Source organism: Mediterraneibacter catenae (assembly GCF_008691045.1).
GTDB classification, from domain to species: Bacteria; Bacillota; Clostridia; order Lachnospirales; family Lachnospiraceae; genus Mediterraneibacter; species Mediterraneibacter ornithocaccae.
Genome location: NZ_VMSO01000002.1, coordinates 163,285 through 175,797 on the forward strand (window position 1 = coordinate 163,285; position 12,513 = coordinate 175,797).

A 12,513-nucleotide genomic window follows, 5' to 3' on the forward strand; every position below is an offset into this window, starting at 1 on the left:
AAGTTCTAATCCGTTGTGGTTGAGGTGGTAAAAATGACAGCTGAAGAATTTATAAGATTAACCGAAGAATATAGAGAAATTGAATTTCAATATAGAGGGGAACACTACCTGATTGGAATTTATTGGGTGAAAAATGGGTTTTTCTCATTAAAGGGACATGTTGAGTATTGGTTTTATCCACCGAATGCAGACCAAAAAGATATAAAGAAGTATGCCAGCGTAGAAGAAGTGTTGGATACAAAGATGGAAGATAAGAAGCTGAAAGATATTTTAGATTCTATTGAGATACTTGACATGTTCTAAATATAAGGCTGGGGCCGGAAAGGATAGGCCGGTGGTGGAGCAGATGGAATGTTATTATTCGATTCATTTAGATTATCCGATAAGTGATGATCAATATTTATGTATTGCCGTAGATGTTGAAAAAAGACTTCTTTCGAAAGAACTGACATTGCCTGTATTTATCGAACTGCAAAATATAGTATGCAGAAAAGGATACATGGTCAATTCTGCATATGTACACTATAATTCTGGTAATTCATCTCGAATGATTCTTGAAGGATGCGCAGTCAAAAAAAGTTCTGCAGGAGGAGAAGGTGTGTGACAAAGATTTGGCTTTTGTAAAGTCTGTCTTAAAACTCTAAGAGAATCTGCGGGGAGGTTCAGGAAGGCATTATATCTGGAAATGTTAAAATATTGGTACATCATGTTACATTTATGGTATAGAAAAATGTGCTGATTTGCAATATACTTTTAATATATTTATGGAGAAAGAGGAGAGATACCTGTGAAACAGGAGTTTTGGAAAATATGCCTCAGATGTATTGAAAGAAGAAGCAGAAAATCCAGATGCTAAAGAAATAATAGCCCGGAGCAGATAGAAATTACTGATGATGATCTGAAGTTGCGGCGGTATGATCGAATCTGGGGAATTTTGCAATGTGGATAATGGATTAATAGTATCCAATATTACGAAATTGGAGGAGGTGGCTAACAAGACTGTATAGAGCATAACAAACCACAAATGGAAAAATGTATTAAAAAGCAGAACAGAGGAGGGTTCAAGCAATGAAAAGAAAACTGAAAAAAGGAAAAGTAGCTGTAGGTTTGATTCTGGCGGGGGCATTGGCGGCCAATCCTGCAATTTCCCTGTGCGCGGCTGAATCTGATGAGACAGTGGCTTATCAGACGGAGGATCAGGCAACCGGAGTCGGGGAAAATGTTATTCAGGATGATCAGGAAGATGATAACCTGAGTCAGGATGATGCTGGGACAGGCGATACAGATCAGACAACTGACAGTGAAGAGGGAACCGATGGATCTGGTGAAGAGCAGACGCCTGGTGAGGACAGCGGTGAGAATCCTGCGGGAGACGGAAGCGAAGACCCATCAGGTGATGGAAGTCAGGATCCGTCAGGAGACGGGAACGAAGATCCATCAGGGGATGGAAGTGAGGATCCGTCAGGAGACGGAAGTGAGGATCCGTCAGGAGATGGAAGTGAGGATCCATCAGAGGATGGAAGCGAAGATCCGTCAGAAGATGGAAATGAAGATCCGGCCGGAGAGGAAACAGAAGATCCGGAAGAGAGCTTCACAGGACTTCAGAAGCAGGAGAACGGAGAATGGTATTATCTTGTCGATGGAGTTTTCCAGGATACATATACAGGACTTGTAAAGCATACGACAGGTACCTGGTATTATGTAGAAAATGGAATTATTCAGTTCCATGTAACAGGTCTGATCAAGCACGTCAGCGGAAGCTGGTACTATGTAAAAGACGGCAGGATGCATAGCAGCTATACGGGGCTTGTAAAGCATACGACAGGTACCTGGTACTATGTGGAAAAGGGAATGGTTCGCTTTAATACGACAGGGCTTGTAAAGCATGTCAGTGGTTCATGGTACTATGTGAAGGCCGGCAGAATGCAGAGCAGCTTCAGGGGCTTTGTAAAGCATACCAGTGGCACATGGTATTATATCGAAGGCGGTAAGATGCAGAGCAATTACACCGGACTGGGTAAACACACAACTGGTACATGGTATTATACAGTAAAAGGTAAGATGCAGGGTGATTATACGGGCCTGGCAAAGCATACGACAGGTACCTGGTACTATGTGGAACTTGGACGATGGATTCCGAATTTCAGCGGTATGGTGGAATATAACGGGAAATATTATCCGGTAAGAAATGGAAAGAAAGCCGGCAGCGGAAAGACTGTCAGCCAGATGTCAACAAGTGAATTACGGGAGGCTGCGCAGACCATAGCGAAATGGATCGCGGCAGATGCAAAGGATTATTCCTCTGATAAATGGGAGCAGGCTGCTTACGCTGCCGCATTGGTTTCAGTTTTCTGTGAGTACAGTGAATATACAACAGAAGGCAAGTACTACAGGGAAGCATGGGGACCATTTGTCGTAGGAGAATATTCCTGTGCAGGAGCTACCCGTGCAACAGGAATGGTACTGGATTATCTGGGGATATCCTGGACTCACGCAAATGCAAATCAATGGACACATCAGTGGTGCAACATAACCATTAATGGCGTGAAGGGATGGGCAGACGGCCAGATCGGAGAAGCCGGTATAGGAGAATACCCATACGTATAAAGAGCTTGCAGATCTGTAGAATATCTGTGATATTAGAAAATCGGGAAATGGAATTCGCTTCCACTTCCCGATTTCTTTATATTTCTGACAGTTAATGTAATCAGTATACAACAACCTTTGTAGAGCTGGGAATGTTGTCATAGATCCATTTTGCATTCCCGATACTGAGCCGTACACATCCGGCGGAAGCGTTGATTCCGAGACGCCCGTCCTGGATATCGGTCATGCTTCCCGGCTCGTACAGTACGGAATGGAATAAATAATTGCCGTAGAACTGCGTATAATACCAGCATGTATAGCCGTGACCGAAGGCTTTTCCTTTGCTTCCTACTGTAAACTGCCCTTTTACTGTTGGAGTAGAAGATTTTCCTGTAGTGCATACCCAGAAATATTTCTGCGTCCAGTTGCCCTTGGAACCATTGTAGATTCCTACTCTGTTTGCTTTTGTATCAACAAGGATGAGCCATTTGGTCTGGCTGCTGTACTGCTGAGCCTTGTTATACATGGAAACCTGACTTACTTCCATTCCGGTTCCGACTTTTTTCCCGTTTTTAACAGTATAGTATTTACCGTTATAAGTAACGACCCCGTTATATGAGCTGTTCCATTTGCCTTTAACAACATAATACCATGTGCCGCTTGTATGCTTTGCCAGTCCGGTATAGTTATTCTGCATTCTGCCGTTCTTGATATAATACCAGGAACCGGTCGTGTGCTTCGCCATACCAGTATAGTTGTGCTGTACTTTCCCGGCTTTGACATAATACCATGATCCTGTGGTATGCTTGACAAGTCCGTTAAAATTACTCTGCATTCTGCCGTCCTTGACATAATACCAGGAACCGCTGACATGCTTTACAAGACCAGTGACGCCATGCTGTACTACACCGTTCTTGATGTAGTACCAGGAACCTGTACTGTGTCTGGCAAGCCCGGTATAATTGCTCTGCATTCTGCCGTCTTTTATATAATACCAGATGCCGTCAATGTTTTTGATAAGTCCTGTATAATCACTTTGCATCACACCGTTTTTTACGTAATACCATGTACCGCTGACATGTTTGATCAGCCCTGTAGCATCAAAATTAACGATACCGTTTTCAACATAATACCATGTACCATCAGTGTCTTTTACCAGTCCGGTGTATGTATCCTGAAGTATTCCTTCAATCAGATAATACCAGGAGCCGTCCGGCTGTTCCTGAAGGCCGGTAAATGGCTCTTCCGGTTCTTCCGGTGTTTCATCACCCGGATTGCTTTCACCCGGCTGTTCTTCATCGGAATCATCATTTCCAGTCTGATCATCACCCGGATTGCTGTCTTCTCCGGTTTGTGTGTCATCCCCTGGCTGCCCTTCGTCTGAGCCATCCTCTGCCGGAGTCTGAGGATCTTCCGATGTATCAGCGTCATCCTGGGAGCCGGTATCCGAATTATCTTCCTGATTCCCGGTATCTCCGGTCTCATCAGATGGAATATCACTATTTCCCGTATCGGATGGCTGGTTAGAACTTTCATCCTCTCCGGTCTGCTGTCCGGAAAGATTTTCGTCAGCTTCTGCTTCATAAACACTTACGGTGCCGTCTTCTGCATACAGAGAGACTGCCGGGCTGAGAGCAAGAATACCTGAGAGGATAAGACCGGTCACGATCACGCCGATTTTCTTTCTCTTCATATTAAATGTACCCTCCTTTTTACTGTCATTTTACAGAAATAGAACTATGTGCTATTTTACGATAAAACTGTATCCCTCCTCATTTATAATCTGAATTTCTTATATTTTATCAACTCAGATTATGGTTGTCAACGACATAGAGCTTATCGTTTGTCTGTGTTGTTTGTGGAAGGTTTGTCTGTGCCTTTCTCAGTATAAGGAGCAAATCGGGAGTTTGACAGTTGAATAATAAAAAAATATCTTGCAGGCCGCATAAAACCTGCTTTTTTTGTGTCAAATTTTATGTTTTTATATATTGCATTTTATTGCAATGTATTGTAAAATATATAAAAGGAGGCTTTATTCTATGAGAGTTGTAACCTCGAAATCCAAGAACGCTGAATCTTTTTATATTTCAAAAGGCTATGTTAATGACAAAGGAGTTAGTACTTCTGTCATCGTCAGGAAACTGGGAACTTTAAAAGAACTTTTACCAGAGCACGGTCCGACACGAGACGATGTAATGGCCTGGGCAAAAGAACAAGCGCGCATAGAAACTTTAAAGTATAAACAGGAAAAAGAAGAAAAACAGATAAAACTCACTTTTCATGCAGGCCGCTTGCTGGATTATCATAAACAAACCTTTTTCCGTGGAGGATACCTTTTCCTGCAGTTCATTTATTATCAGATGCAGATGAATAAGATCTGTCGGAAATTGAAACAAAGATATAAGTTTAAATATGACATCAATGCAATCCTTTCCGACTTGATCTATGCAAGGATACTGGAGCCATGTAGCAAGCGCTCTTCCTATAAAGCTGCATCGGAGTTCTTGGAAAAACCTTCCTATGAACTTCATGATATATACCGCGCGCTGGATGTTCTCTGCGCGGAATGTGACATGATCCAGGCAGAAGTCTATAAAAACAGCCATTTCATGGGGGAAAGGAATGATAAGATCCTTTATTATGACTGCTCCAATTATTATTTCGAGATTGAACAAGAAGATGGCAGCAAAAAGTACGGAAAAAGCAAAGAACACAGACCGAATCCGATTATCCAAATGGGGCTGTTCATGGATGGGGACGGCATTCCTCTTGCGTTTTCCCTTTTCCCGGGAAACGCAAACGAGCAGACATCGCTGAAACCTCTGGAGAAGAAGGCCCTTGGAGAATTCGGATGCCAGAAATTTATTTATTGCAGCGATGCCGGACTGGGTTCGGAATCCATCCGGGAATACAACCACATGGGAGAACGGGCTTATATCGTAACCCAGTCGATTAAAAAGCTGAAGAAAGAAGAAAAAGAGTGGGCACTGAGCCCGCAGGGATTTAAACGGGTCTCCGATGATAAACCTGTCGATATCACGAAACTGCCGGAAGATGATAAAGGGCTTTATTACAAGGACGAACCGTATACCACCCAAAAACTTCACCAGCGCTTGATCATAACTTATTCCCCAAAGTATGCCCTGTATCAGAAATCTATCCGTGACAAACAGGTGGAACGGGCACAAAAGATACTGGATTCGGGGAATGCCAAGAAGAACCGAAAGAACCCCAATGACCCGGCACGTTTCATTGGAAAGATGGCTGTTACAAAGGATGGGGAAGCTGCGAATATTAAGCAATATCTGGATGAAGATAAGATTGCGGATGAGGCGCAGTATGACGGACTCTATGCAGTGTGCACGGATCTTTTGGATGATGGAATCGGTGATATTTTAAAAGTAAGTGAAGGCAGATGGCAGATCGAGGAATGCTTCCGGATCATGAAAACAGATTTTTCTGCAAGACCGGTTTATTTAAGGGATGAAAACAGGGTCAAGGCACATTTTCTGATCTGTTTCCTTGCATTAACTGTCTACCGTTATCTTGAAAAAAAACTGGATTCGAAATATACCTGTGAGGAATTGCTGGATACATTGAAAGCAATGAATTTCGCCGGGATACAGGAGCAGGGCTTCATCCCACTGTATCGGCGGGAAAAGATTACGGATGATCTTCATGAAGCCTGCGGTTTCCGGACTGACTACCAATTCATAACCAAAAGTAAAATGAGAACAATCCAGAAGAAAAGCAAGGGGAAAGAATAAATTACTAAGACTTCCCATACCTGAAATGGGCTTCGCTCCTTGAAAATTCAATATTTCAGCTGACAAAATAGTGATTTATGCCCCTATAGCCTCAGGATGGAGTGCGTTACGCAGATATTTCGGCAGTCTTGCTTCAAAATCAGCAGTAAAAGCTGTCAATTGCTCATCGCTGAGTTTTAAGATTTCCTGAAGGCTTGCCATCAAGGCATCCATTAGGATGCCAAGTATGCCAATGATGAAGAAGTGCTCAAACGCCTTTGCGGCTTGAAATAAATGCCGACATTTTATTTCCCATGCCTGGTATCACGGCAGGCATGGGATTTCAGAGAGATTATATCGGCATTTCTAAAATATCGGCATATGGAGGACTGAATGATAAAAAAGATTCTTAAAGCAATGGGATCATCTATACTTACTATGAAATGAGTGATTACATATCAATACAGATTGGAGTTAAGCGGCATGTGGCCTACTGCTGAAGCAGAAACTTATTATGTCGTACTTACGGATAATAAAGAGTTAACTATTGAAGATGTGTCAAAAAGTCTGTACAGCAGTCTGCTTGAGGATGTTGAGATAATGGAAGATTCTGTAATTGTGGAAATGAAATGACTTCCGGCAATTATTAGCTGCTAAAAACAAATCAGAAATAACAGATTATGTAAGGTTAGGAGGCGCTGCAAGGTGAAGAAGAGAATTTTATTTTTGTTATCAGTTATGTGTATTTGCGGGTTGACTGGATGTGAAAAAGGTTCTGTCTCAGAAGTAAAAGTAGATTATGGTACTTCCTCGATTTATTCGGAAGAGGAGATGAATGAGGCAATAGAACTAATAGAAGACGAATTCGTTACATGGGATGGGTTTGAACTTAAAAGTATTTCTTATTCATCGGATGATGAATGTAATTCTAGGAATATTTCTTGGTTGAACGAGCTGGCGGAAGCAAAAAATCTGTCAGATGAATTTACGCAATGCATAATGTTTGAAAGCGATTTTCACACATCTAAAAATGCTCCCGTCAATTGGAATGCAGATACGGACTATGATGATTACCAATGGTGGCTTGCCCGTACGGATAATGGTGAGTGGGAACTGCTTTCATGGGGATATTGCTAGAAGTATGCAGGAGGTTTTTTGATGAATATTCCGAAAGTAATAAATTCAGAAGAAGTTTATAAAGGCAAAATCATCTCTATCAGAAAGGATACGCTGACACGCGGGGATGGAAAGCATTTTATCAGGGAGACAGCGGTGTCCAGTGACGCAGTTGCGGTCGTGGCTATGGATGAGCAGAGGCGGATACTTATGATACGTCAGTACCGCCATCCAATGGGCTGTCCGGTCTGGGAGATCCCTGCGGGAAAGATGGATATTTGTGGAGAGAAGCCGGAAGAGACGGCAATTCGGGAGCTGCAGGAAGAAACAGATACAACAGCCGAAGACATTAAACTTCTGACTATATTTTATAATTCGGCAGGATGGACAAATGAAAAAACATATGTTTATCTGGCAAGAAATCTAAAAGAAGTTCCCGAATTCAAAAGAGAAAATGAGGAAGCTGATATTGAGAAGAAGTGGATTTCTTTGGATGATGCATATGAACTTGTACGCACAGGAAAACTGGCTGATGCAAAGACTGTGATCGGAATACTGCTTACGTTTGCAGCAAATCTATGAGGGGAAATATAATATGATAGGGTTGAAAAGAGGAACCGTCACATTAGTACCTTATCAGGAAAAATGGAGTGAAGATGCTGAGAAAATAATCAGTTTATTAAAACATCTTTTAGGAGATACAGCAATTGATATTCAACACGTCGGAAGTACAGCTGTCTATTTAATACATGCAAAACCGATTATTGATATTTCTGTTGCTGTGCGTGACTTAAATGACATATTACCTCATATAGAGGTGCTAAAGCAGAATGATATTATTTTTCGTGGAGAAGTAATTGAGGGCGAATTTCTATTTGTAATGGGAAATGATGAGATACGAACACATCATATTCATGTAGTTAAGTGGAATGGCACAAAATGGATTGATTATATTAACTTTCGAGACTTCCTGAATACATTTCCTGAAAAAGCAATGTTATATGATGCATGCAAGCGGAAATTAGCAATGCAGTTCTCGAATGATCGAAAGAGCTATACGGCGGGGAAGGAAGAAATCATACAACGCTTGCTAACAGAAGCCAGAACATGGAAATTGAGTTTGGCTGGGGATGATTTTTAATCTATTAGATAAAGGCGATGTGGTGTTAATTTTTGTTGCTTGTAAAAACACCGTCTCTGTGAATATACTTTAAGCAGCTCCGGTGCTTAATTTTATATTGAGAGGACAGTGTAAATCATGATCAATGATAATATACGAAGATACCGTAAAGAAAAAGGGCTCAGCCAGGAGGAAATGGCGGTGAGCCTTCATGTTGTACGGCAGACTGTTTCAAAATGGGAAAACGGAAAATCCGTACCTGATGCCGAAGTGCTGATCGATGCGGAAGCGGCAAATAAGCAGGGAGGAGATTGCGAGTGATGGCCAAAAAGCATGAGATAGGTTTGGAAGAAATTAAGGGGATAAGAATCGGACAAGCTGAAAATACAGTCGCAGGGACTGGATGTACTGTGTTTTTGTCAGATCACGGGATGGCGGCAGGTATGGACGTCAGAGGCGGCGGCCCGGCTTCACGTGAATCAGAGCTTTTAAATCCTCTTGCTGCTGCACAGGTGATCCATGGGATTGTGTTGGCAGGAGGCAGCGCTTTCGGTCTGAATGCGGCGGATGGAGTGATGCAGTATCTCGAGGAGAGAGGAATCGGTTTTGACGTCGGTCTGCCTATAAAGGTCCCTCTTGTCTGCCAGTCTGATCTGTTTGACCTTACAGTAGGTAATCCTTATGTACGCCCGGATAAGGAGATGGGATATGCGGCGTGCGTGAATTCAGAAAATGGCGGAAACTATCGAGATGGAAATTATGGAGCAGGATGCGGCGCCACGGTAGGCAAATTTGCAGGAATGGAATACTGTATGAAATCGGGGATCGGAAGCTATGCCGTACAGATTGGCGAACTGCAGATAGCTGCAGTGGTGGCTGTAAATGCCCTGGGGGATATTTTTGACTGGAAAACCGGAGAAAAGATTGCCGGACTCTTAAAGGAGGACAGGAGAACATTCCGTGATACGGAAGAAATGATGTGTGCGGATACCCGGGCTGTAGAAAATAAATTCACAGGAAATACAACGATTGGAGTTGTGATCACGAACGCGGAGTTTGATAAAGCACGACTGTGTAAGATCGCAGGGATGGTACATGACGGGTATGCCCGTTCCATTCGGCCTGTGCATACGTCGGCGGACGGGGACAGTATCTACGCTGTATCTGTGGGAAATGTTTCAGCAGATATGGATCTTACAGGTTCAGTGGCGGCAGAAGTGATGAGCGAAGCCATCATTCGCGCGGTGAAAAGTGCGAAGAGCGCCTATGGATTTCCTGCGGCGGAAGATTTATAAAGGAGAGGGCAGTAGTTCAGATGAGAACAGGGAAAGAAATAATAAATTATAGTTTGAGTATCTGATCAGGAGTTACAACTGAATTAGGCAGACCGTTCCGCGTCGGGCGGCACGCGCGGTTATGCGCGGTCGCCTAATGCCTTATAGATGATCTTTTTGAAGACAGTAAGCCCGTCCCATATCCATCGGTTGTTATCTACATCTGATTCTCCGCAGTCGATGATTTCTGTGTGCGCATGAACTTGTTTCATCAGTTTAAGCACCGCTTTTGACAGTGCGGCGGGAAGGTGGAGCTCTGCAGAGGATACTGTTTCCGAAAATATATCTGCATATGTATGAGCAAGTATCTCAATTGCCAGTGAATCCTTACTGATCTTCAGTTCGGATTTCTGGCGCTTTTTATGTTCTTTCAGTATATGGGCGCTGAGCTCGACAGCTCCGTTTCCCGGTTCCTCAAGATAATTTTTCAGTGCCTCGTCACAGGTAATCTGAACAAGCTTGTCGAAATAGTTTATAGTGATCTTATCTAAGTGTCTGTCTGCAATTCTTTCTTCCCTATTGGACATGGTGTATTTCTCCGTAGATGATTTTATTTAGAGATAATTGTACTTCTGCTCTACCCAAATAGCAAGAGCAGAGAAATGAAATGACAGTGAGAATAGCCTATAGTATAATAAATACAACAATTGAATTTCAAAAGATTGATAAAATACTGTACTGAAAAAATCGTAAAAGTAACAATTACAGAAATCTGACGGAGGAAGTTGAAATATGCACTTTGTCAATGCAAAGGGAATCCTGTCCCCACAAAACGGGATGAACCTGTATCGTGGATGCACGCACGGCTGCATTTACTGTGACTCAAGAAGCAGATGTTATCATATGGATCATGATTTTGAGGATATTGAAGTCAAAGAAAATGCGATAGAACTGCTGGAAAAAGCACTCCGGAGCAAACGAAAGAAATGTATGATCGGTACCGGAGCCATGACAGACCCGTATATACCGCTTGAACTGGAGCTTGGAAATGTACGAAAAGCCCTGGAACTGATATATAAATACGGTTTCGGTGTTACGCTTCAGACAAAATCCGACCGCATATTACGGGATCTGGATCTGTTATCCCGGATAAATAAATTGACAAAATGTGTGGTTCAAATGACACTGACGACATATGATGATGATCTGTGCAGGAAAATTGAGCCGAATGTCTGCGTAACGTCCGAGCGTGTCAGAGTGCTCAAAATACTTCGGGATTCTGGTATTCCGACTGTTGTGTGGCTCTGCCCAATCTTGCCTTTTATCAATGATACGGAAGAAAATATCGCAGGGATAATGGATTACTGCACAGATGCAAAGGTGTACGGCGTGATCTGTTTCGGTATGGGACTGACCCTTCGGGAAGGGAACAGAGAGTATTTTTACAGACAGCTTGACCGATGTTTCCCCGCTCTGAAAGATAGATACATATATGAATACGGCAGTCAGTACGAGGTGAGAAGTAGAAATCATGAAAGTCTGATGAAACTTTTCCGGGACAAGTGTGATGGAAGCGGAATAAAATATGACATAGAAGAAATCTTCACGTATCTGAACAAATTCGAAGAAAAAAACATAGGAAGTCAGATGACGTTATGGGATTTATAAATGGAATCAATAATAGAAAGAACAAGGGGGATTGGATATGAACTATTACGACAGTGAACTTCAGCGTCTTCAGCAGGAAATCATGGAAAAGCAGAGGACAGATGCAAAATTATCTGATCTGTTTCTGCAGCAGTCGGACCTGGAGAAAAGAACAGAAGAACTTCAAAAAATCATGCAGAAAGAGCAGGGAGACGTAGATCGCCTGAACAAAAGGAGCATTACGGCATTTTTCTACAGAACAACAGGAAAAATGGATGAGAAGCTGACGAAAGAAGAAGCGGAAGCTTACGCAGCGGCAGTGAAATATAAGTCGGCAGAAAGTGAACTCCGGGCAGTGAATGAGGAGATAGAATACTGCCGGAAACGGATTCTTGAACTGCAGGATTGTGAGAAGCAATATGAAAAGATCTTGGGAGAAAAGACAGAACAGATCAAACAGTCCGGCAACCCTGAGGCGGAAAGAATCCTGCAGATAGAAGAGGCACTGGCATTTCACGGGAACCAGAAAAGAGAAATCGAGGAAGCCATAAATGCAGGTAACTGTGCATTACGTATCGCGGAAAAGATTCTTGAAGATCTGGACAGTGCAAAGAAATGGAGTACAGTCGATCTGCTGGGCGGCAATCTTATAGCTGATATGGCTAAACATGACAAAATCAACAAGGTGCAGGACAGGATACAGGATCTCCAGAACGCGCTGCGGGGATTCCGTACGGAACTCGCCGATGTAACGGAGAGAATATCCGGAGACCTTTACGTGGAAATTGGGGATTTCCTGCATTTTGCTGACTACTTTTTTGACGGACTGTTCGCAGACTGGATGGTATATGACAGGATCAACGACTCGTGGAACAGGACGCATCAGACTTGTGAACAGATCAAACGGGTTCTTGAGCAGTTAGGTCGAATGGAAGAAGAAATTTGCAATAAGCAGGAGAGTCTGAAAAAAGAGCTGGAACAGACCGTACTGAATTCTTAATACATAAAGAGAGGTTCAATAAAA

General features: G+C 42.7%; 14 protein-coding genes and 1 pseudogene. 12 read left to right on the forward strand and 3 right to left on the reverse strand.

Annotation, left to right across the window (positions count from 1 at the left end):
- Positions 1-33 precede the first annotated feature (33 nt).
- The 3 genes from FNY66_RS02475 (at position 34) to FNY66_RS02485 (ending at position 2,607) form a co-directional block, all read left to right on the forward strand.
- Complete coding sequence (locus FNY66_RS02475) at positions 34-303, forward strand: hypothetical protein (RefSeq protein WP_087152314.1); 270 nt, start codon at positions 34-36, stop codon at positions 301-303.
- Between the two features lie 43 nt (positions 304-346).
- Positions 347-604, forward strand: coding sequence for a hypothetical protein (locus FNY66_RS02480; protein ID WP_087152313.1), 258 nt, complete (start codon positions 347-349; stop codon positions 602-604).
- Between the two features lie 464 nt (positions 605-1,068).
- Positions 1,069-2,607 carry a hypothetical protein gene (locus tag FNY66_RS02485; RefSeq protein WP_150310186.1) on the forward strand — a complete coding sequence of 513 codons (1,539 nt, stop codon included), beginning with the start codon at positions 1,069-1,071 and terminating at the stop codon, positions 2,605-2,607.
- A gap of 100 nt (positions 2,608-2,707) precedes the next feature.
- On the opposite strand, the gene FNY66_RS15685 is transcribed toward FNY66_RS02485, so the two are convergent.
- Entirely contained in the window at positions 2,708-4,279 is a 1,572-nt protein-coding gene (locus FNY66_RS15685) for a L,D-transpeptidase family protein (RefSeq protein ID WP_150310187.1), read from the reverse strand.
- Positions 4,280-4,625: 346 nt separating this feature from the next.
- Here FNY66_RS15685 and FNY66_RS02495 point away from each other — a divergent pair, with 346 nt between their 5' ends.
- On the forward strand, positions 4,626-6,353 hold the full coding sequence (locus FNY66_RS02495) for an IS1634 family transposase (protein ID WP_150310188.1): 1,728 nt from the start codon (positions 4,626-4,628) through the stop codon (positions 6,351-6,353).
- Positions 6,354-6,428: 75 nt separating this feature from the next.
- Here FNY66_RS02495 and FNY66_RS15890 read toward each other — a convergent pair.
- Positions 6,429-6,578, reverse strand: a pseudogene (locus FNY66_RS15890) (IS4 family transposase); the annotation flags it as partial.
- A 237-nt stretch (positions 6,579-6,815) separates the two neighbouring features.
- Between FNY66_RS15890 and FNY66_RS15415 the strand changes: the two are divergent.
- The 6 genes from FNY66_RS15415 (at position 6,816) to FNY66_RS02520 (ending at position 9,863) form a co-directional block, all read left to right on the forward strand.
- Positions 6,816-6,965, forward strand: a complete 150-nt coding sequence (locus FNY66_RS15415; protein WP_162607907.1) for a hypothetical protein — start codon at positions 6,816-6,818, stop codon at positions 6,963-6,965.
- Between the two features lie 72 nt (positions 6,966-7,037).
- Positions 7,038-7,469, forward strand: a complete 432-nt coding sequence (locus FNY66_RS02500; RefSeq protein WP_229409424.1) for a hypothetical protein — start codon at positions 7,038-7,040, stop codon at positions 7,467-7,469.
- A 21-nt stretch (positions 7,470-7,490) separates the two neighbouring features.
- Complete coding sequence (locus FNY66_RS02505; protein WP_087152309.1) at positions 7,491-8,030, forward strand: NUDIX domain-containing protein; 540 nt, start codon at positions 7,491-7,493, stop codon at positions 8,028-8,030.
- 13 nt (positions 8,031-8,043) lie between these two features.
- The gene (locus FNY66_RS02510) at positions 8,044-8,589 is read left to right on the forward strand and encodes a GrpB family protein (RefSeq protein ID WP_087152308.1); all 546 of its coding nucleotides are present in this window, start codon (positions 8,044-8,046) and stop codon (positions 8,587-8,589) included.
- A 117-nt stretch (positions 8,590-8,706) separates the two neighbouring features.
- On the forward strand, positions 8,707-8,889 hold the full coding sequence (locus FNY66_RS02515; RefSeq protein WP_150310189.1) for a helix-turn-helix transcriptional regulator: 183 nt from the start codon (positions 8,707-8,709) through the stop codon (positions 8,887-8,889).
- Positions 8,889-9,863, forward strand: a complete 975-nt coding sequence (locus FNY66_RS02520; RefSeq protein WP_087152302.1) for a P1 family peptidase — start codon at positions 8,889-8,891, stop codon at positions 9,861-9,863. The genes FNY66_RS02515 and FNY66_RS02520 overlap by 1 nt, the downstream gene beginning before the upstream one ends.
- A 119-nt stretch (positions 9,864-9,982) precedes the next feature.
- Here FNY66_RS02520 and FNY66_RS02525 read toward each other — a convergent pair whose 3' ends face one another.
- The gene (locus tag FNY66_RS02525; protein ID WP_150310190.1) at positions 9,983-10,429 is read right to left on the reverse strand and encodes a hypothetical protein; all 447 of its coding nucleotides are present in this window, start codon (positions 10,427-10,429) and stop codon (positions 9,983-9,985) included.
- A 205-nt stretch (positions 10,430-10,634) separates the two neighbouring features.
- On the opposite strand from FNY66_RS02525, the gene FNY66_RS02530 reads away from it, so the two are divergent.
- Together FNY66_RS02530 and FNY66_RS02535 are read left to right on the forward strand one after the other, a co-directional pair.
- Positions 10,635-11,510, forward strand: coding sequence for an SPL family radical SAM protein (locus FNY66_RS02530; RefSeq protein WP_150310191.1), 876 nt, complete (start codon positions 10,635-10,637; stop codon positions 11,508-11,510).
- Positions 11,511-11,547: 37 nt separating this feature from the next.
- Positions 11,548-12,489, forward strand: a complete 942-nt coding sequence (locus FNY66_RS02535; RefSeq protein WP_150310192.1) for a hypothetical protein — start codon at positions 11,548-11,550, stop codon at positions 12,487-12,489.
- The last annotated feature ends 24 nt before the right edge of the window (positions 12,490-12,513 follow it).